Source organism: Nocardia aurantia, from assembly GCF_009604425.1.
GTDB lineage: Bacteria > Actinomycetota > Actinomycetes > Mycobacteriales > Mycobacteriaceae > Nocardia > Nocardia aurantia.
In genome coordinates this window covers 178,408-198,534 of sequence record NZ_WEGI01000011.1, presented here as the reverse complement: position 1 = coordinate 198,534, position 20,127 = coordinate 178,408, and the positions used below count along the sequence as shown (strand labels likewise).

Genomic DNA, 20,127 nt, shown 5'->3' with positions numbered 1-20,127 from the left:
GAACAGCGACCTACAGTCGCTCATCGCGTGGGCTGCCCCGAGGACGGCGGCTCAGCCGTGCCGGTCTGAGACTTCACCGCTGCGGGCAACCGGCAACCGGTGCTGCTGCTGATGACGGCACTGCCGTTGCTACCGACCGACAAGTTCGTACCTTCAGCGCTGTAGAAACGGGCATCGTGATCACCGGGCTTGTCGACCATCGACTCGCTGTTGGTAGCACCCAGACCGGCAGCCAGTTCCCGAGCACGAGCAACTACCGCCGGCCACACCGCATCCGGAATATCAGCAGAACCAACGAAATTCCGCAGGAATACCTTCTGCCCTTGCGTTCGATCGTAGGGGGGATCGCAATCGGCCGGCGATCGCTCATCCATCCAGGTCCACGCCAGGCCCGGAATTAACGAACTCATATACGATGCGAGCTCTTCGACTACCCGCTCGACCTGCCCCTCAGTCTCTTCCAGTGTGGGCAACGGGACGAGTTGCCCTGCCGCTTTCGAGGTCTCGGCAGGCCCTGTCGCCTTGTACGGATCATCGAGCATCTCACCACATCCTGTTGCCATGAGTATCAGGACTGCCATCATTGTCGCGGTCACATATTTACCCATACGGTTCATTCGGTCACCTAGGAAGTCAGCCAGTGGACGATTTCGTGCGCATATCGTTCGGAAACTTCGAGCGGGCCACCACCAGGGTTCACCTGAATCGGCCGGTCAGCCCCGGATACCACGGCGGCGATGTTCCAGCCCGACGTTCGTAACTGGTTGTTGCCGCCCACTCGCGGATATTGGGAATGTCCCACCGATTCTTCTCGATGCACCCCGTCGCTGGTGATCGTGGCACCAGTCTCCAGATGCGTGAACGCCGAAATATTGTCCGGGCTGGGACCGAAAGCATTGAAATGAGCCACGGGATCGCCGTGCGCGCTCATCTCATACAGGTGACCGGGCCGCAGTCCGAGTTGCTCGGGCACCGATCTGTCCACCACATCTGGGAGGCCGGCCAGCAACGGGGCGTGAGACGTCGAGACATCCAATCCAGGAGAACCGTAGACAGCGAGATCATCGACAGGATGCCGGCCAGGCTCCTGCAACGCCAGACCTGTCATCAACGAACCGTACGAATGCCCAACAGCAGTCAAATGCATACTCCCATCATGAGCGGCCCCCAGCCCGTCATAGAACGACGCCAACTTCGGGGCACCCCGACGAGCCATCCCATCATCGGCCACATCGACATAATCTCCTGGATGGTCTAGACCGGCCTGCGGCAGATCCGCACCAATCCACGCAATACTTGCCACTTGCTGACTCTGTCGTGGATCGCCCTGCGGTAGCCTGCGAAGCTGGCTCTGCGCGACTTGTCTGATATTGGCAGCTTCGCCAACCATGTTCCCCAGTGAGTTGCCGACACTGGTATTCAGTCCACCGGCGGACACGGAAACATTCGCCGAAAGGTCCGGATTCCCAATGCCAACCGCCGCGTGCGTCATGGCACCACTTTGCGTGTCCAACAATAGAAGCATCCGATCCGGCTTGTTCCCGATTGTGTCCTGAATCGCCTGCAAGTCCCGCTGCTTGCCTGCGACCGCCGGGTCTCCGGCTCGGGCGCGGGCGAGTTCGTCGTCGAGTTTGATGCGATTGTAGTGGTCCCGATCGGTGGCGGGCAGGCCATTGCGATTACCGAGGTACTGGTCGTGCTGCCACAGAGCGTCCTTCTCCGCAGGTGTCAAGGTGTCCCAGAAGTCGTGCAGCGCTGCAGGATCGGCCGGTAGCTGGGCGGTGCCGTCGAGTATGGCCTGCACCCGGCCGGCCGGTGGTGGTGCGGCGTCGGGGTGCTGCTCGTACGCATCGAGGTCGCGCAGGCTGGTAGTGATCGCTTGTGCCGCTGTGGTTTCGGTCTCACCGAACTGGGTCAGCAAGTGTTTCACGCGTACCTGGAGACTGTCGGCCTGAGCTTGCAGGATCTGCTGGACCAGCACCGCGGTCATCGGACTGCCCTGACCGTTGACCCCGAGGGGGACTTTCGGCGCGGTCACATTCCCATCCTCGTCCACGGTCATCCCGGCGTCCGGTATCTCGTGGTCGACGATCGGCAACAGCGCGGACCTCGTCGCATCCAGTTGCGCACCATAGGAGTTGTACCGGTCGGCCAGCGTCAGCAGCGCCGACCCGATGTGGTTCACCGCCAGATCGGCCGCCAGCGCGCGGGCGGCCTCCGCGGCCTTCGCACCGGCGCCACGCCACCCCGCCCCGATCCGGGCGATTCGCTCTCGGCGGTTGGCTGCTGGCCCGCAGCGACGGAACCATCACCCCGGGCATCCATGCCCTCGCCGTCCTCGCCCCGGCGACCGCACACGGCGCGCCGGTGCCGGCCCCCATCCACCGCTGGCCGGAATCCGGCACGGTCTGACAATCACACCCGATTCACTTGGAGCACACCATGATCCGCACCATCACCACCATCCTCGGCGCCCTCACCGCCACCGCTCTCGCAGCCGGCCCGGCCCATGCCGACCCGCGAACCTGGCTCAACGAAGGCACCCAGGTCGTCGGCACCGACGTCCTGCCGGGCCTCTACCACACCGACGGCCCCCTCTCGAACGACCACGGCTACTGCTTCATCACCTGGCTGCCCTACCTCGGCGCCCGCGATTCCGCGGCCACCGACATCCAGTCCTACGACGGACCAGGCTACGTCCGGCTGGAAGCCGGCGAGGTCATCGAGGTGGACGGCTGCGCCTGGGTTCACGAGAATTACCATCCCTGAACAGCACCGGAGGACCGGGGTGGTAGTAGCGGGGGCGGTTGTAGTTCATACTGAAGCACGGTCCACGATCATCTCGGTCCACCAGCCGACTACGACGCGAACGAGGAGTCTCGGGCATGTCATTCCCACCCGATATCACCTCAGCACTGTCGGGGGTTACTCCATCGCAGCTCCGAAACTGGCGTCGGGGTCCGTCCCCGCTGCTCGTCCCCGAGCACGGAGTTCGTCCAACGCTGTACTCCTTCCGCGATGTGGTCGCCCTCCGCACAATGGCGAAGCTACGCGGTGAAGTATCGCTACAGAAGGTCCGCAGAGCGTTCCGGTCGTTGAAAAACCTGGACCTGACCGATCACCCGTCCCGGTACAAACTGGTGACCGATCATGACTCGATTTTCCTGGTCGAGGACGACGGCGCGACCGACCTGGTTCGCCGACCGGGCCAGCAAGTGCTGGTCGAACTCGATGATGTGCTGGCGCCATTCATCAATCTCCGCAAGGAGAGGGTCGTCGACTTCCGGCGGCCGCGGCCACACTTGCAAGTCCGCGAGGCTCGAGCAGGCGGTTGGCCGACCATTGCCGACACTCGGGTGCCGTTCGACACCATCGCTCGCCTGGTTGCCGGTGGCGATATAGACCCGTCCGAGGTCAAGCGGTTTTATCCGGGGGTAGACGCTGAGGCGGTGGCCGACGCCGTGAGCTTCCAGCAGCAGATCGAGAGAATCGGCGGCCATACCGCGTGAAGTTCTTCCTCGACGAAAATCTCGACCAGACGTTGCCCAAGCACCTCGAATCGATCTTCACGAGCAAGAAGCGCGAACAGCCGCATGAGTTCATAGGCGTGAAGAACATCGACGCCAAAGGTGTGGCGGATGTTGCTCTGTTCCCGTTGGCCGCGCAGGCGAGGGTGAATGTCTTTGTCACTGGCGACATCAACCAGATGAAACGGCCGCTCGAGCGCCGGGCGTGCCGTGATGCCGGCCTGCACTGGCTCGGTGTCCATTTGGAGACCAAGGCTCGCGGCTACCATGTCCTCGCCGGTCCAGCCGCGGCCTTGATCCATGGGTTGCCGTTCGTACTGGACAGGCTCGAGCAGTCGACTCAGCCCCAGTTGTTCCTGTTGCGGAAGCTTGAACGAAATTTCACGCAGGCATTCAAGTTGACGGAAGATCTATAGCTCGAGTAATCGAGTCGAATTGTTACGGCCACGGCGCTGCTGCTGTGGCCGCTAATTCAGTTTCGAGGTTCAATCGGTTTTCGAAGCTCCATCTCCCACTGATATTGAGTATGCAGGCATAAATCGCGACTGCCAATTGGCCAAGCCTGCACGGATAGTCCGATCATCGTCTTCCGTGAAGTCCGGCGGGGCATCATCACATCCTGGCACATCTCCAACAAAAAGCCTTCCATGCCCCGCAGTCACCACCAGACGTGACTGGGGATTCAGCCCGAGTTCGAACGACAAACTCGAACCACTGACCCGGCAATTAGAAGTCAGGATTATATGCGAATACCAACCGGACCGTCTATTTCCCCGCCATTCGAGGTGCTCGATCGACTCGAATGCGATAATGGCGGCATTCCCCTCATCGACGTGAAGCGCTCCGCGGCAATCCAATAAAATCCATACGACACCTGCCGCGACCTCGTACAAAATGTCGAGCACCTGCGCCTCCAGAAGGCCATCATCCTCTTCCAGAGGGTTGAAATCCAGTGCCGTATCCGCGATCATGCTCGGATCAGCCATCTGCTCGCGAAGGAAAGTCATGAGATTCACTTCGTAAAACTCCGATGCCACCAAGGACTAGATTTCGGCCCGAGGTATGGCCGCAACTCATCGAGAACCTGAGTGGCCTGAACGACCACGCCGTTCGGATCTGGGCACAACAGCGAGAGTCACATGCGAGAGTCCGACACATGAGCGTCGTGGCCGAGGTGGTCTGCTCCCCGGAAAGCGCCAACACGCATGCCAACCGCGCGGCGATGCGACGACGAACGGTCCGGTTCGGGGACCGATCGATCGTCTGCGAGTGGCATGCCAAGCTGGAGCCGACCCGGAACCGCGTTCACTTCGCCATCGAGGAGGACAGGGTCTACATCGGGTTGTTCGTGGACCACTTGCCGACCTGAGGCGGAGGATCGGCGGCACCTTCGGCCAGATCCGCCATCAACTCACGCAGCACCGACTCCTCGTGCAGATCCCGCCCCGTCGATCTGTGCACTTCTGCCAGCGAATCTCCCTCGCCCGCACCGAAATACCCGATGTAGGTGCCGATATCGAAACGCCACGGTTCGGCCTCGGGCGCAGCCGTCCGCACGGTATCCACGATGACGAATCCCGCCGTGTCGATATCCGCCCGTACCCATACCTCGATGCCCGCGTCGGCGGCGCCGGCGATCAGGTCCAAGGCGGCCAGGGCCGGCACCCCATCGGTGCAGATCAGCGGCGCACAGCGCTCCCCCAACTCGTCCGCCGCGGCCTCGACGACAGTCGGGTTCTCGCATACGTAAATCCGCGTCGGTAACGGCTCGAAATGCCACGGTTGCAACAGGTCCCGCAGCGTCAGCCAGACCGGGGCGCCGGGCCGGGTACCAGCGGTGATGTCCAGCGGCAGGTTCAAGGTCAGCACCCGGGACGACACCGTATCGCAGCGGACGCCGGCAGCCGACCACACCGCGCGCCATTCGCGCCCGGGACGAGCCGGCCGCGCGATACCGGTCTTCACCGCGATGAGCCGGGCCACCGCTCGCCCCAGTTCGGTGTCGTAGTCCAGGGCGTGCGCGTCGTGGGTGACGGTGGCCGCCAATTGTGCCAGCCGCAACGACGGTCCCTCCCAAGGCAATCGGGCCCACACCGCCGCCACTCGTTCCGCCAGTCCGGCGGCCCGCCCGCTGCCGGGCTTGGGGATGCTCCGATCGGCCAGCCAGCGCTCGGTCACCTCGGGCGGAACCCCGGCGGCATCGAGTATTTCCAGGACCCGCGTGCTTTCCTGTTGCGCTGCCAGATGTTCGGCATCCCGGGTCTCTCGGCGATCGACCAATGGCTCACCGTCGAGCGTCTCGACGAACGGCCGCACGGTGTACCCGTGGCCGGCGAGCCCGGAGGCCAACGCGTACAAGGTGACCGGCCGACGGGACACCTCCCATGCCGTCCCCAGCAGCCGCCCCACCTGCCGGCGCTCGTCGGAAGACAATGTGACACTGAGGCTCCCGCGATCCAGTCGACCACCGCGCTGGGCCCGCCGGCGGACGGCGTCGAGCACCCTGGCCGGCCCGGGCAGCGCCGCCCAGTCCCGGAGGCCCTGCGGCACCGGCTTATTCATCGCCGAGTCCGAACAGTCCCTCGTCCGGCGCCACCGCGCCGGCGACGAACCCCAGCCGTTCGACGTCGAGGGTGGTCAGTGTCCCGCCGCACCACAGGTACGGAAGCACATCCACCCCCGGCAGGTGCCGTTCGCGAGCCAGGTCGTACACCGCGACCGCCGGTACGGTCTCGTAATTGCACCATTCGTCGTGGGCGGTCAGCATGATGTCGAGTTCGAAGTCGACGGTCAGGCCCATGAAGGAGGCCTTGATCTGGGTGTCCACCCCGGTCATCGCCTCGTCCAGCCACACCCACCGGGGCGCGTGCGCGACCGCGGCGTCGTAGGCGACGACAGCGGCGGCGAACAGCGGCTGGGACAGCAGCACCACCTTCTCACCGCCGGATTTCGCCCCGTGCCGGGCCGCGTCGAACAGCGACCATCGACTGGTCGATCCCGGCCGGTACTGCAGCGTGATCTTCAGCCAGCCGCGGTAGTCGAGCGCTCGCGTGAGCTGCTGTTTCCAGTCCGCGACGCCTTCGGCCGCAGCGTCGCTGCGGGCCTGATCTATCTTGCGGGACAAGAACTCTCGCACCATCTCCTGCCGCTCCGGCGACAACTCGGCGTACCCCTGGCCGAGGGCGCCGACGACGGCCTCCGCGTCCGGGTCGGACGGGTCCGCTTCGCACACCACCCGTACCGCGTGCCCCTGCCTGGTCGGATGGGAGACGAGATGCGTGTTGATGTTGGCGAAAGTGCGAGTGGTGTAGTCCAAGCGGTCCTTCAGATGTTCGATGAAGGTCGAACCGAGCAGGGTCGCGAGTACCCGCTGCTGCTCCGCGTCGTAGCTCTCCCGTTGTCCCCGAACCAGTTCCGCCAGGGTATCGGCGGCATCGGGTGGCAGCTCGAAGCCGTGCGCGGCATCGCTGTGGATCTCCACCCGGGGCAGCGTGTCGTCCTCGTCGAGTACCCGCGCGTCCTGCGACGGCAGCAGTGCCTGCCGGAGCTCCTCGAGCTTCTGCACGCAGGCGCCCCAGGCCCTGGACTGATCGGCCTCCTCGGCCTTCACCTCGATCGTGCGGCGGATCGCGGCCGCGAGTTCCCGCGCCGACTGCACCACGCGGCGTTGCGGCAGTTCCAATTCCAGGGTGCGCGCCAGCCCCGCGTCGACCGCCTCCCAGAGCGCGGTCATCGCCGCATCGCGCCGCTGCTCGGCCTCCGCGCGCCGCTGCTCATGGCTTTCGAGCACATTCTCGGCGGTCAGCTGCGCGGACTGGGCCTTGATCAAATGCTCGGAATGGGATTCGATCTGTTCGGCGAGGCTCGCGCGCTGCTGTTCGAGGTCCTTCTTGCGGTCGAGTTGCTGACGGGCACCGGTGCCGAGGGATTGTTCCGCGGTGCCGAGTCTGACTTCCGACTGGCGCAACCGGGTGGCGGCGGCGTCCCGTTCGGCTTGCACGGCCCGGAGGGCGTCGAGTCGGTCCTGATGGGCGGCCAGCACATCGGCGAGTGCGTCCTCCAGCCAGCGCAGTTTGTCGAGGGCATGCCGATAATCGGTCAGGTGATTGCCGAATCCGGTCAGCGCGTGCTGCTGGACGTCGAGGTCGGTCAGCCGGAAACCGTGCGTGCCGGCGTAGTCGGCGAATGCGGCTCGCGCATTGTCCAATCGGCTCAGATCGGTGTTGTGGATGCTCTCCGCGGTGGTGAGTGCCGCGGTGTGCGCCAGCCGCGATCGGCAGCGTTCCGCCCACCGACTGACCGCGTCGAACACGGTGCGTTCGCCTGCCAGCGGAACGGTGCGGGCTTCCATGTCCAATCGTGCCAGTGCGGTGTTCGCGGCGCCGAGCTGCTCGTCGAGCTCCTCGATCCGCCGATCCAGTTCGGCCACTTCGCTTTCCAGCTGCGCGATGAGCCGCGCTCGTGCCGCCGCCCGTGCCGCCGCGCCGAGGTATGCGGCCGGAGTCCGGGCGGCGGATCGGCCGGTCAGTCCACCGAGCCGCCAACTTCCGTCCGCGGCATACCAATCGCCGTCCGCCGCCGCATCGGCGCGCTCGCGCCAGCCGAAACCGGCCAGAATCCGCGCGACGACCCCGGCGGATACCCCACCGGCCGAAACCGGCTCCAGGACCGACGACAGATTCGGCCCGGCGGCCGGATCACCGATCGGCACAACGATATCCGTCGATGCGAAGTCGATCGATCCGTCCGGCGAGATCCAGGCGTCCAGCAGTCCGGAACCGGCCAGCGCGGCCTCCAGCACCGAGAGCGCCGAAACATCCAGGCTCGCTGCCGGATTCACCAGGCGCCACAGCGGTGCACCACGGCTCTCGGTGAGTGCGGGCCGGTGTCGCCGCTGCCACGACACCGGCTCGGGAGGCTCGGACTCCGTACTCCGCCGGGCGGTTTCCAGCCGTGCTGCCACAGCCGCCCGGTCGGTTGCCACGGGCGCCCGCTCGAGCCGGATCGCTTCGGCCCGCTCGGTCCAGGTCTTCCGGAACACCGCGATATGTGCGCGCATGGCCTCGGTCACCGACGGTGGCTGCGCCGGGCTCGTGCCCTCGTCGTCGATGACGGTCATGTCCGCGATCAGGTCGTACCACCGGCCGGGCAGCTCGCCGGCACAGACCGCCACCGACGCCTCGGCCGCCCACGCCCGCACCTGCTCGGTGAGGGTTTCGGCGGCCTGCCGGACCTCGTTGCCGGCCCGATCCTCGGCCGCGGTGGCCTCGTGCAACACCGCGGCCGCCGATTCGACGGCCTGCGCGGACCGGTCGGCCCGCCGTCGCTCCTCGGCCTGCTGCCGATCCAGCTTCCGGAGTTGCTCGAAACGCTCGGTCCTGGAATGGTATTCGCCGTGCAGGGCATCGGCATCGCGGCCCGGCAGATGCCGCGCGAGCGCTCCCGCCAGCCCGGCCCCGTCCGCCGTGCCGGTCAGCAGTTGTGCCACGCTGTCGACTTCGGCGCCGGCCCGGACGGTCTCGTCCTGTGCGGCCGTGGCCCGGTCCCGGGCCTTGCGCTCCGCGTCCCGCTCCCGCTGCTCCCGAGACGCGATCACCGTCATCTGCGAACGCAGCGCGGCACTTTCACGACGCAGGCTTTCCACCCGCCCCGCGGCCGTGACCGCATCCTGGTATGCCTGGGATTCCAGCAGTTCCTGCAATGCCGCGTCGGCGTCGGTGTGCGCGGACTTGACCTGCACCAATACCGTTCGCGTCGAATCCAATTCGGCGCGAGCCCGCTCGACCTGCCCTTCGGCCGTCTTCTTGTCCGCGGTGGTGCGGTCCAGTTGGGTGGTGGCACCGGCCATCTCGTCCGCCCGGCGGCGCAACACCACTCGCGTCCAAGGCCGCCAGCCGGACCGGACGAACGCGGCTATCGCGGTGGCGGCATCCTCGGTGCGCTGCATCGCAGACCGCAGCTGTTCGAGATGCTCCCAGCCATCGGCGAGCTGATCGACTTCGTGAGTGGCCAACGGCGGCAGCGCATCCCGCAGAGTGGCGGCCAGGCTGGCGGGGTTGAGCCGCTCGCCCAGTTTCGGCTTGCGGAGCTGTTTGAGGAGTTCCGTGAGGTTGTCGTACGACTCGGGCGCCAGTCCGAACAGCTCGTCGGCCAGCCGGGCCCGGTAAGCGGCGGCGCTCGGCGGCATGGTGATCCCGTCGAGTTTCTTCAGATCCTTCTGCTCGATCGCCCGCCCGTCGCCGATCAGCCGGAAATCCGGTCCCAGCCGCAATCGGGTGACGAAATGCCAGGTGCTCACCGGCGTGGACCCGGTGCCGGCCCGAGCCGACGCGCCGAGGCCACAGGTGAAGAAATGCTCGGTCCCGTCGTCGTCGCGGCGGCCGAACTCCACCCAGGCGTAGCCGAGGCCCGCGTCCGCGGGTGGCCGCGGATCGTCACCGTCCCCAGTGGGCAGCAGGTTGAACCGCATGGTCCGATGCTGGGAACCGAACGGGTCCAGTACCGACGGTGCGATCTCGCCACGCAGCAGCATCAGGGTGGTCAGCTCCAGCACCTTGGTCTTGCCGGCGCCGTTCCCGCCGCGCAGCACCAAACGTCCATCGGCGAACCAGAATTCGGCGTCGTCGTACTCCCACAGGTTCGCGATGCCGACCCGCAGCGGCTGCCAGCGGGTCCGGGCCGGCGCCGGCAGCCCGCCGTTCTGCGCGGCCCACAACCAGGCTGCCTCATCCTGCAGACCAGCGCGGTCCAGCGTCCCGGTCACGGTGCGTCCTCCAATCGAGCGGTCATCGCCACGACGCGCGGATCGCGGTACCGGGCGGCGATCGGGGTGAGCTGCCATCGGTCCGGCCCCGAGCCCGGGCGGATCAGATCCAGTGCCCGCAGCAGTTCCAGCGCCCGCTCCCGCCGGGCGGTGTCGGACACGATCTCGGCGGTGATCGACTTGGGGTGCCGCACCGAGACCTCCGTCACCGCCGCGGTCAGATCCGCCTCGCTCACCGTATCCGTGTCGTCGCGGCGCCGGTACAGTTCGTCGAGCACCATCAAACTGACGAAGTCGATCGCCCGCAACCGCGGGAACGGCAGGTCGGTGTCGGCCTCGTCGGCGGCGATCAACGCCAGCCCCTCCGCCCGCTGCTCGACCACCCAGCCGGTCATCTCGGTGCACCAGGCCACAATTCGGCTGCGCTGCCGGATCAGATACGCCCGCTGCGCCTCGGTCAGGTCGCCGTACAGGCACACCGGCAGTTCCAGTATCCGCCGCATCACCGAAAACCGTTCGGCGCCTTCGGTGATCGCCGGACCGCGGGTACCCAGGGCCGCCGCGAACGCGGCCGGATCGATCATGCGCAGCAACATCTCTCGCCGCACCTCGTAGGTGCCGCCGATCTTGTCGACCCGGCGCGCCCACCCGTCGCGCTGTTCGTCCCCACCGGTATCGGCGGGCGCCAGCGCGCCGGTCGACAGCAGCAGCTTCACCGCCGCCGCGAACAGTTTCCGCTCGGCGAACCGATCCGGATCGTAGGCGGTGAGTCCGGCGTCGTCGCGGCCCGTCAGCACCCGCACCCGATCCGACAGGTCCTGGGTGGTGGTGATGTCCTCGGCGTCCTCGGCCGCCGCCGCGGCCAGCAGCGCCAGCACCAGCGCCCGCCGCGGCGGCAACTCGACGCGGCGCGGCGCGATCACCGTGTCCCCCAACGGTAATCGGAACAGCCGGGCGCCGGTGTCGGTGACGACCAGCCGGTAGCCGAGCCGGGAGCTGAACCAGTGGGACAGCTCCGGCCGATGCCCCGGATGTCGCACCAGGCCGAACAGTTCCGGGTCCCGGCGCCGATCGAGCACCGGCTGGGCGAGCAATCCCACGAATGCACGCCGCCGGTCAACCTCGTCCCTGGTCCCGCCCATGTACTGAACGATAGCCCGCGGCTAGGACAGTGCCGGTTCGAGCTCGAAGAACCAGTCCCGGGTGACGAACCGGCCCCCGGCGGTCTCGAGGGTGGTGGTCGCACCGCCGGGCGGTCCCGTCAAGGTGATCTGCCAGCGCCCGTCCTCGGTCACGGCGATCCGCCGCGGTTCACCGTGGCGGGCCCGCGCGACCGCGAGGAAATCCAGCAGCACCTCCAGTTGCGGTTCGGTCAACGGCGCCCACGTGGACATCGAAGTGCCGGAGCGCGTTCGCAACTCCGCTTCGGCCGCCAGTCGCTGCGCCCGCGCCGCGGATCGGGCCCGGCGTGCGGCCGCCCGACCGGCCGAATTGTCGATTGCCTTGGTGCGCTTGCCGACTGCCGCGCGATGTCCGTGCTCACGGAACCGCGCGGTGATCGGAGCCGGTTCCGCGTCGGCCCACGCCACCGCGTGTTCGTCGGCGCCTTCGGCGGGGACCAGAAGATGCCGGGCCGAGAAGACACCCACCGCGGTATCCCACATCCGCCACGCGGACTCGTCGTCCGGGGCGCGTTCGATCGAGCGTGCGAGCGCCAGCAATTCGCTGCGCCGGGTGAGCGCGCCACCGGTGTCCATGAGGATGTGCATGTTTCGCGCCCAGGGCGCCACCAGATCGCGCAGCTGCCGCCGCAGGCGGCGGGCCTGACCGTCGCCGCCGGCGAACCAGCCGCGCAGCGCCGTCCAGGTGCCCACCCAGCGCCGTACCTGTGGTTCGACGATCGCGTCGGCCGCGTCCGGCGGCAGCGCGCCCCGCACACAGGTCCGCCAGATCTGTTCGGAGAGAAGCGGTTCCAGCTCGTCGATCAAGGCCGCCACGGTCGGGGTGTAGATGTCGACCTGCTCACCCCACATGCCGACATAGGATTGCAAAGTGCGCCACAGTATTTCCTGCTTGCCGGGATCCGGCGCGCCGGACAGCGCGTGCGCCAGACTGCGCTGCCACGTCCGCGCCGCCACCGCCATACCGTGTTGCAGGGTGATGATCTGCTGATATTCAGCGGCCGCCGCCGGAAATCGCCGCTCCCGCACGGCAACCGCGAACTGGTGCAACCGGTCGTGGATCGCCCGCGGTGCGAGGGTCAGATCCGCCGCCGCATCCTCGTCGGATCCCAATTCCTGGGTCCAGAACGCGTGCAACCGGGCGGCGACCGGAGTCAACTGGAAGCGATCCCGCCGGCGCAGGAAGTCCTCCCCGGTGCGCGCCGGTTCCTGCCACCGGGTCAGGACGCCCCAGTTCACCAGACTGTCCAGCCGTCCGTCCAGCGGGAACACCTCATCCCGCACCAGGCGATCGGCCACGGCCGATTCGACGCGCTCACCCAGCCAGGCCCGCAGCCGTGCCCCGATCTCGTCGAACGACATCCCGGTCAGACTGGTGTCCTGAGCCTCCAGCATCACCTCGACGATCGCGCGATACTGGGCCGCGAATCGCGACGTCAGGTAGGCCGGAACCAGCTCCTGACCCGGTAGATACGCCGCCCACGGATCGGTACCGGCCGCTTCGGTCGTCTCGTCGCCCGCCGTCATACCGGCCAACCTTACCGAGTCGGAATTCCCAGGTCCTCGTCCATTGGGGCATCCCGATCATCGCTCCGGCCCGAGTCGCACCGGTAGACGCTCGAGCCGGCGGAAGGTGACACTGCGACGCCAGGGACCTCACCGCGGCTTACCGGGTGAGGAGTAGGCGGTGACCTCCGCCGACGCCGTGCGACCCGTCGCAACGGATGTCATCGGCGCCGGCGCCGGACCGGGACGCCTGCTCGGTCGACCTGTTTCAGAATTCCCAGTCCTCGTCTTCGGTGTTCACGGCCTTGCCGATGACATAGGAACTGCCCGACCCCGAGAAGAAGTCGTGGTTCTCGTCCGCATTGGGCGAAAGCGCCGACAGGATCGCCGGATTCACATCCGTCTCGTCCTTCGGGAACAACCCCTCGTACCCGAGGTTCATCAACGCCTTGTTCGCGTTGTACCGCAGGAACTTCTTGACGTCCTCGGTGAGCCCGACCTCGTCGTAGAGATCCTGCGTGTACTCCACTTCGTTCTCGTACAGTTCGAACAGCAACTCGAACGTGTAGTTCTTCAGCTCATCGCGCTCGGCCTGGGTGAGCGGCTCCAGCCCCTTCTGGTACTTGTACCCGATGTAGTACCCGTGCACGGCCTCGTCGCGGATGATCAGCCGGATCAGATCGGCGGTGTTGGTGAGCTTGGCCCGCGAGGACCAATACATCGGCAGATAGAACCCGGAATAGAACAGGAAGCTCTCCAGCAGCGTGGAGGCCACCTTGCGCTTCAGCGGCTCGTCGCCCCGGTAGTACTCGAGGACGATCTCGGCCTTGCGCTGCAGATTGCGGTTCTCCTCCGACCAGCGGAACGCGTCGTCGATCTCGCGGGTGGAGCACAGCGTGGAGAAGATCGAGCTGTAGCTCTTGGCGTGCACCGACTCCATGAACGCGATGTTGGTGAGCACCGCCTCCTCGTGCGGCGTCAGCGCGTCCGGAATCAGGCTGACCGCGCCGACCGTCCCCTGAATCGTGTCGAGCAGGGTGAGCCCCGTGAACACCCGCATGGTCAACTGCTTCTCGTTGGCCGTCAACGTGTTCCACGACGGAATGTCGTTGGACACCGGCACCTTCTCGGGCAGCCAGAAGTTACCCACGAGCCGATCCCAGACCTCGGCGTCCTTCTCGTCGGTCACACGATTCCAGTTGATCGCAGACACCCGGTCGATCAGCTTCACGCCCGCTCACTCACCCTTCTACCTCGCCCATTCGTCATCGGGAAACACTACTACTGGTGTACGACAACGACCTACAGCACAACACCTTGTGTCTTCACACCATTCTCCTCCGAACGGAGGAAGGTGGCGACCGCCCGGACCGGCGGGCCGTCAGGACCCCAGCGTCGCCAGGACGGCGGCCTCCGCGACCGGCCAGGTCGGCGTCGGCATCACCCACTCGGGCGCCGGCTCGGTCTGGAGACCGAACCAGAACAGATGCGGCACCAGCCCGTGTAGCGCGCGATGCACATCGAGCCGGTCATCGATCATATGAGTGATCCCGAGGTCGGCACAGTGCACCGCCTTGTCCTTGCGGGCCCGACAGAACCGTACATGATCGCGCGGTACCCCCGTGGCACCGTAGAAATCGTGGTGATCGAGCCACTGCCGGGTCCGCTCCTCGATCCGCGGCCCGCACTTGGAGATGACCCACGCCCCGTCGAACAGCGGCACCAGCCGGGCCAGCGCCTCGAACGCCCCCGCACTCGGCGGACTGCTCAGCGCCTCCTCGGCCCCACCGGACAGGAACACCGTGTCCTCACCCCCCGGCTCTGCCGCCGCCCCCTGGACAACCCGGCCGAAATCGATCCCCAGCCGGTATCGCGAAACTCTCTTCATCACCACTCAGCATGCCGCCGGCCGACATCGGGTTCCACCGATTTACCACCGACTGCATGTGTTACATTTTGCGTTACACTGACGTATGGGAACGCTCAATGTACGCACCGACGAAGCCATGGAAATCGCGCTGGACAAACTCACCGCGGGCACCGATCGGACCCGTTCGGAGGCAGTTCGCTACGCCCTACTGCGCACCTACAAGGAACTGCTGCTCCAGCAAGCGACCGATGACGCCGAGCGGCTGGCGGTAGATCAGGACGATCAAGCCGAGATGCTGGCAATCCAGCGGTTCATGGGCGTTGCATGATCTTCAGAGGGGCGATCTACGAGATCAAAGCGCTGCCCGGCGCGCGCGGACACGAGCAGCAAGGCCATCGGTACGCGGTGATCATCCAATCGGACCGTTTCCCTTCCAGCACCGTCATCGTCGCGATGACGTCGACCAGCGCAGGGCCGGCCGTATACCGGCCGGTCATCGAGTTCGACGGCACGCAGACCCGCATTCTCACCGATCAGACCTTCGCTGTTGCCCCCGAACGACTCGGCGCGTTCAAAGGAAGTCTGGATGGAACCGAACTGGCCGAACTGGATCGGGCACTGATGCTGAAGCTGGGACTGTTCTGACCGGATGCGGGTGATCGAAGCGCCACCGGGCACCCGCTGACATGGTCTGCCATCGAAAGCGTCCGCACAGAATCAGCCGTTAATATCCCGGCCCGCCGACCCGAATACCACATCGAGCAAGCCTGGTCGTCCGGCTCTCGACACAGACTGTCCCGCAACAAGATCAACCAGCGCGCGCAGTCTGCGATCACAACCGGACGCCGAGCGATTCACCAGGACGATGAGGTGGGATGTGGCAATGAACGAGCAGCGGCACCGGACCGCGATGAACGGCACGGCCCGATCGGCGACCCGCTCCGGCGCGGCGACCACCTCTCGGCCGGAGGCGATGGATCTGTTCGCGCGCAGCCGCTGGTTTCCCGCGCTCGGTGAACGGACGCGCACGCTGCTCGTGGTGCTCGGCTTCCTGGTCGACACGGCCCTGCACGCGGCGGTCGCGGCCGGAGTCTGGTTCGCCGCCTCCGCACACTCCCTCGGCAGCCAGCCGGCCATCGTGTGCGCCGTACTCGCTTGGGTGGCGGTCTCGTTCGCGCACCGGACATTCTTCCAGCGCCTGACCTACACCACCATCGGCAAGGCCGTGTTCGGGCTGCGCCTGCACAATCCCGGCGACTATCCGATCACCCTCTGGCAGTTGATCAAATTCTGGTTCTGCGCGGTGTTCATCTGCCTGGCGAACGTCGCCGACGTGTTGCCCTGACACACAGCACACGCGACGGCCGACAACCGCACAGGGTGCCTCCGACACGGAAACACCCTGTGCGACAACAACTTCTAGAGCATGCAGCTCACGCAACCCTCGACTTCGGTCCCCTCCAGCGCCATCTGCCGGATGCGGATGTAGTACAGCGTCTTGATTCCCTTGCGCCAGGCGTAGATCTGCGCCTTGTTGACCTCGCGGGTGGTGGCGGTGTCCTGGAAGAACAGCGTCAGCGACAGGCCCTGGTCCACGTGCTGGGTGGCCGCGGCGTACGTGTCGATGATCTTCTCGTAGCCGATTTCGTATGCGTCCTCGAAGTATTCGAGGTTGTCGTTGGTCATGTAGGGCGCCGGATAGTAGACCCGGCCGATCTTGCCCTCCTTGCGGATCTCGATCTTCGACGCCACCGGGTGAATCGAGCTGGTGGAGTTGTTGATGTAGGAGATCGAGCCGGTCGGCGGGACGGCCTGCAGATTCTGGTTGTAGATACCGTGTTCCATCACCGAGGCTCGCAGTTCGCGCCAGTCGTCCTGGGTCGGGATGCGCACCCCGGCATCAGCGAACAGTTGCCGGATCCGGTCGGTCGCCGGCTCCCAGACCTGTTCGGTGTACTTGTCGAAGTACTGCCCGCTGGCGTACTTCGAATTCTCGAAACCGCCGAAGGCGCGGCCGCGTTCGATCGCCAGCCGGTTGGAGGCGCGGATCGCGTGGTAGGCGATCGTGTAGAAGTACATGTTGGTGAAGTCGACGCCCTCGGTGGATCCGTAGTGGATCCGCTCGCGGGCCAGGTACCCGTGCAGGTTCATCTGGCCGAGGCCGATGGCGTGGGATTCGTTGTTGCCCTGTTCGATCGACGGCACCGAGTGGATGTGGGTCTGGTCCGACACCGCGGTGAGCGCGCGGATCGCGGTCTCCACCGAATGGCCGAAATCCGGCGAGTCCATGGTCTGGGCGATGTTCAGCGAGCCCAGATTGCAGGAGATGTCCTTGCCGACCTTCGCGTAGGACAGGTCGTCGTTGTAGATCGACGGCGTGGAGACCTGCAGGATCTCCGAGCACAGGTTGGAGTGGGTGATCTTGCCCGCCACCGGATTCGCCCGGTTCACCGTGTCCTCGAACATGATGTACGGGTAGCCCGACTCGAACTGCAGCTCGGCCAGCGTCTGGAAGAACTCGCGCGCCTTGATCTTGGTCTTGCGAATCCGCTTGTCGTCCACCATCTCGTGGTACTTCTCGGTGACGTCGACGTCGGCGAACGGCTTGCCGTAGATGCGCTCCACGTCGTACGGCGAGAACAGGTACATATCCTCGTTCTTGCGAGCCAGCTCGAAGGTGATGTCCGGGATGACCACACCGAGCGACAGGGTCTTGATGCGGATCTTCTCGTCCGCGTTCTCCCGCTTGGTGTCGAGGAAGCGATAGATGTCGGGGTGGTGCGCGTGCAGGTACACCGCGCCCGCGCCCTGGCGCGCGCCGAGCTGGTTGGCGTAGGAGAACGAGTCCTCCAGCAGCTTCATGATCGGGATGACGCCCGAGGACTGATTCTCGATCTTCTTGATCGGCGCCCCGTGCTCGCGAATGTTGCTGAGCAGCAACGCGACTCCGCCGCCGCGCTTGGACAGCTGCAGCGCGGAGTTGATGGAGCGCCCGATGGACTCCATGTTGTCCTCGATGCGCAGCAGGAAGCAATTGTGCACGACGGTGCCACGAATCGAATACGTGTGTGTGCCTTCGACATGGAGGTTGTACACCTGTTCTGGGGCCTCGGCCGTGCGTTCGATCGCGCGAACACCGTAGACGTGACGGCCGTGCACCACCTGGAAGGTGCTGCGCTTCGTGCCTTTACGACCGGTGTAGTTGTGCAGGTTCTTACCGATGTCGTAGATGAAGTCCTCGTTCGTACCGGGCAGCCCGGGCACGAACACCTGCCCGGTCGGATTTCCGGCTTGGTTCAGGTAGGTACGAACAACCGACATGATGCCCAGCCGCCGCAGGATCAGCTGAACTTGGTCGACCAGTTCCGGGTTCACCAGATCGAGCACCATCCCCCCGGTCGTGCTGCACCCGTCCCCTCTGAACAGCCCTGCCAGCAGGCCGCGCTGGAAGTCTTCGTTCGCGGTTAGTACGTAGTGCGGGAGACGCTTGGCGTTGTAGCCGGTTCCCGCCAGCGACAACAGCAGCGACGCCACGGCCTGACTGTTACAGACCATCCGGGTGGAATGATCCGAGTGGTTGGTGTGCAGGGACAGATCGACACCGAACACCTGCTTGAAGGCCATACCGAGTTCGACATGGTATTCGACCTCGTGCGCACCGAGGGTGAAGTGAACGCCGTTCGGCCGCAAGTCCGCAACACCCGATCGCTTGGACACATGCCCTTCGGCGACGTACCAGCCGAGGATCAAGCCCAGCTCGTAGGACTCCTCGACGTAGCGGTTGACCGCAACGAAGCGCCGGCTGTGCCGCTGCTTGTTCCGATGCTTCGCATCCACATTCACCTTGTGGATCAGACCGTCCACCTCTTCGTGGAGACCCTCACCGACATGATCCATGAGATCGAGGACGCGACGCGGCCGCTCGTCCAGTGGCGCCGTGGTCACGATGAAGTCGGACGGGTGTACGTCCTGTGCGGCCAGCCACACGAAACCGCGGAAGGGATCGGCGCCGTCACCATCGATCAGCGTTTCGACCTCGCGCGTCGTCCAGACCAGAATGGGATGCTCCGGGGTGCAGAGCAGCGGCTCTTTGTGGCCGAAGTGCGAAATCGATACCAGTGCTTGATCATTCGAATTCTCAACGAGCGTCTCCACGGTCGCGTAGGACCCATCGTGGGAGAGCACCCGGTCGCCGGGCCGCAACGTCTCGATGGCGCGCGGCCCCTCCGGCGTGTCCACCGGGGTGCCCGCCGGGAAACAGGAAACCGGCTCGCCGCGCTGCTGCTTGCCCGAGTTGAGGAAGGTCGGGGTCGCGGGCTGGAAACGACCGGAGATGATCTCCTCGACCAGCTCCTGCGCCAGCTTCTCGTCGCCGTCGGCGAGGGTCAGCGCGACCATGCAGACGCGGTCCTCGAACCGCTCCAGGTAGCGCTTGCCGTCGAACGTCTTGAGCGTGTACGAGGTGTAGTACTTGAACGCGCCGAGGAAGGTCGGGAACCGGAACTTCTTCGCGTACGCCTGCTGGAACAGCTTCTTCACGAACGGCCGGCTGTACTTGTCCAGTACCTCGGCCTCGTAGTAGTTCTCCCGGACCAGGTAGTCGAGCTTCTCGTCCAGGTTGTGGAAGAAGACGGTGTTCTGGTTGACGTGCTGCAGGAAGTACTGACGGGCCGCGGCGATGTCCTTGTCGAACTGGATCTCGCCGTTCGGGCCGTACAGATTGAGCATCGCGTTGAGGGCGTGGTAGTCGAGGCCCTCGGTGGACGCCTCACTACTGACCTGACGCTCTAGGCGGGCCGTCTTTCCGGCCGGTGCTGTGGTCGTTGCCAAAACAATCCCAATCCCTCTCGGACGCGCTCGACGTCCTCCGCGGTTCCCATGAGTTCGAAGCGATACAGGTACGGCACCCCGCACTTGCGGGAGATGACCTCTCCCGCATAGCAGTACGTCTCACCGAAGTTGGTGTTGCCGGCCGCGATGATGCCGCGCAGCAACGCACGATTGTGTGGATCGTTGAGGAACTTCGCCACCTGCCTGGGGACGAACTCCTTGTCGGATCGGTTGCCCCCCAGCACATGCCGGCCGCCACCGTAGGTGGGGCAGATCAGCACATAGGGCTCGTCGACCCGAAGCGAGTCGGCGGTGTGGAGCGGGATACGAAGCGCCGGGAGACCCAGCCGCTCGACGAAACGATGCGTGTTCTCGGAGGCGCTCGAGAAGTAGACCAGCGGCCCCTCCCCGCCCGTGCGAGGCAGATCGGTGTCGATCATCGCAGCCGCA

The 20,127-nt window shown here is 65.6% G+C and carries 17 protein-coding genes and 3 pseudogenes; 7 read left to right on the top strand and 13 right to left on the bottom strand.

From position 1 onward, the window contains the following. Positions 1-20 precede the first annotated feature (20 nt). On the bottom strand, positions 21-617 hold the full coding sequence (locus NRB56_RS25260; RefSeq protein ID WP_153346382.1) for an LppA family lipoprotein: 597 nt from the start codon (positions 615-617) through the stop codon (positions 21-23). An 8-nt stretch (positions 618-625) separates the two neighbouring features. Beyond that, on the bottom strand, positions 626-2,185 hold the full coding sequence (locus NRB56_RS40240) for an alpha/beta hydrolase (protein WP_153346380.1): 1,560 nt from the start codon (positions 2,183-2,185) through the stop codon (positions 626-628). A 257-nt stretch (positions 2,186-2,442) separates the two neighbouring features. Here NRB56_RS40240 and NRB56_RS25250 point away from each other — a divergent pair, with 257 nt between their 5' ends. The 3 genes from NRB56_RS25250 to NRB56_RS25240 all read left to right on the top strand — a co-directional run bounded on the left by NRB56_RS25250 (position 2,443) and on the right by NRB56_RS25240 (position 3,943). Next, positions 2,443-2,769, top strand: coding sequence for a hypothetical protein (locus NRB56_RS25250; RefSeq protein WP_153346378.1), 327 nt, complete (start codon positions 2,443-2,445; stop codon positions 2,767-2,769). Between the two features lie 116 nt (positions 2,770-2,885). Then, entirely contained in the window at positions 2,886-3,509 is a 624-nt protein-coding gene (locus NRB56_RS25245) for a DUF433 domain-containing protein (protein ID WP_153346376.1), read from the top strand. Beyond that, entirely contained in the window at positions 3,506-3,943 is a 438-nt protein-coding gene (locus tag NRB56_RS25240; protein ID WP_153346374.1) for a PIN-like domain-containing protein, read from the top strand. Before NRB56_RS25245 ends, NRB56_RS25240 begins: the two co-directional genes overlap by 4 nt. A 69-nt stretch (positions 3,944-4,012) precedes the next feature. Here NRB56_RS25240 and NRB56_RS25235 read toward each other — a convergent pair whose 3' ends face one another. Further along, positions 4,013-4,543, bottom strand: coding sequence for a hypothetical protein (locus NRB56_RS25235; RefSeq protein WP_153346372.1), 531 nt, complete (start codon positions 4,541-4,543; stop codon positions 4,013-4,015). 140 nt (positions 4,544-4,683) lie between these two features. Between NRB56_RS25235 and NRB56_RS25230 the strand changes: the two genes are divergently transcribed. Beyond that, a complete protein-coding gene (locus NRB56_RS25230) occupies positions 4,684-4,896 on the top strand; it encodes a hypothetical protein (protein WP_153346370.1) in 213 nt (70 codons plus the stop codon). Here the strand turns inward: NRB56_RS25230 and NRB56_RS25225 are convergent. From NRB56_RS25225 to NRB56_RS25200, 6 genes are all read right to left on the bottom strand, one after another. Then, complete coding sequence (locus NRB56_RS25225; RefSeq protein WP_153346368.1) at positions 4,860-6,089, bottom strand: TIGR02679 domain-containing protein; 1,230 nt, start codon at positions 6,087-6,089, stop codon at positions 4,860-4,862. The two genes, NRB56_RS25230 and NRB56_RS25225, sit on opposite strands and share 37 nt — an antisense overlap. After that, a complete protein-coding gene (locus tag NRB56_RS25220) occupies positions 6,082-10,290 on the bottom strand; it encodes a TIGR02680 family protein (protein ID WP_319943500.1) in 4,209 nt (1,402 codons plus the stop codon). The genes NRB56_RS25225 and NRB56_RS25220 overlap by 8 nt, the downstream gene beginning before the upstream one ends. Continuing rightward, on the bottom strand, positions 10,287-11,432 hold the full coding sequence (locus NRB56_RS25215) for a DUF2398 family protein (RefSeq protein WP_153346364.1): 1,146 nt from the start codon (positions 11,430-11,432) through the stop codon (positions 10,287-10,289). Before NRB56_RS25215 ends, NRB56_RS25220 begins: the two co-directional genes overlap by 4 nt. Before the next feature lie 21 nt (positions 11,433-11,453). Continuing rightward, the gene (locus tag NRB56_RS25210) at positions 11,454-12,998 is read right to left on the bottom strand and encodes a DUF2397 domain-containing protein (protein WP_153346362.1); all 1,545 of its coding nucleotides are present in this window, start codon (positions 12,996-12,998) and stop codon (positions 11,454-11,456) included. Between the two features lie 247 nt (positions 12,999-13,245). Then, on the bottom strand, positions 13,246-14,208 hold the full coding sequence (nrdF, locus tag NRB56_RS25205; RefSeq protein WP_319943499.1) for a class 1b ribonucleoside-diphosphate reductase subunit beta: 963 nt from the start codon (positions 14,206-14,208) through the stop codon (positions 13,246-13,248). 150 nt (positions 14,209-14,358) lie between these two features. Next, a complete protein-coding gene (locus NRB56_RS25200) occupies positions 14,359-14,865 on the bottom strand; it encodes a hypothetical protein (protein WP_194290984.1) in 507 nt (168 codons plus the stop codon). 85 nt (positions 14,866-14,950) lie between these two features. Here NRB56_RS25200 and NRB56_RS25195 point away from each other — a divergent pair, with 85 nt between their 5' ends. The 3 genes from NRB56_RS25195 (at position 14,951) to NRB56_RS25185 (ending at position 16,192) form a co-directional block, all read left to right on the top strand. Next, the gene (locus NRB56_RS25195) at positions 14,951-15,175 is read left to right on the top strand and encodes a ribbon-helix-helix protein, CopG family (RefSeq protein WP_153346360.1); all 225 of its coding nucleotides are present in this window, start codon (positions 14,951-14,953) and stop codon (positions 15,173-15,175) included. Then, positions 15,172-15,492 carry a type II toxin-antitoxin system PemK/MazF family toxin gene (locus NRB56_RS25190; RefSeq protein ID WP_153346358.1) on the top strand — a complete coding sequence of 107 codons (321 nt, stop codon included), beginning with the start codon at positions 15,172-15,174 and terminating at the stop codon, positions 15,490-15,492. Before NRB56_RS25195 ends, NRB56_RS25190 begins: the two co-directional genes overlap by 4 nt. A gap of 238 nt (positions 15,493-15,730) precedes the next feature. Further along, positions 15,731-16,192, top strand: coding sequence for an RDD family protein (locus NRB56_RS25185; RefSeq protein WP_153346356.1), 462 nt, complete (start codon positions 15,731-15,733; stop codon positions 16,190-16,192). A 74-nt stretch (positions 16,193-16,266) separates the two neighbouring features. Here the strand turns inward: NRB56_RS25185 and nrdE are convergent. The 4 genes and pseudogenes from nrdE to nrdI all read right to left on the bottom strand — a co-directional run. Next, positions 16,267-17,883: pseudogene (gene nrdE / locus NRB56_RS40235) on the bottom strand (class 1b ribonucleoside-diphosphate reductase subunit alpha); the annotation flags it as partial. A 24-nt stretch (positions 17,884-17,907) separates the two neighbouring features. Further along, positions 17,908-19,095, bottom strand: a pseudogene (locus NRB56_RS40230) (LAGLIDADG family homing endonuclease); the annotation flags it as partial. Positions 19,096-19,101: 6 nt separating this feature from the next. Beyond that, positions 19,102-19,677 (bottom strand): annotated as a pseudogene (locus NRB56_RS40225) (ribonucleotide reductase N-terminal alpha domain-containing protein); the annotation flags it as partial. Next, positions 19,635-20,117, bottom strand: a complete 483-nt coding sequence (gene nrdI, locus NRB56_RS25175; RefSeq protein ID WP_153346354.1) for a class Ib ribonucleoside-diphosphate reductase assembly flavoprotein NrdI — start codon at positions 20,115-20,117, stop codon at positions 19,635-19,637. The gene nrdI and the pseudogene NRB56_RS40225, both read right to left, overlap by 43 nt. Positions 20,118-20,127 lie beyond the last annotated feature (10 nt).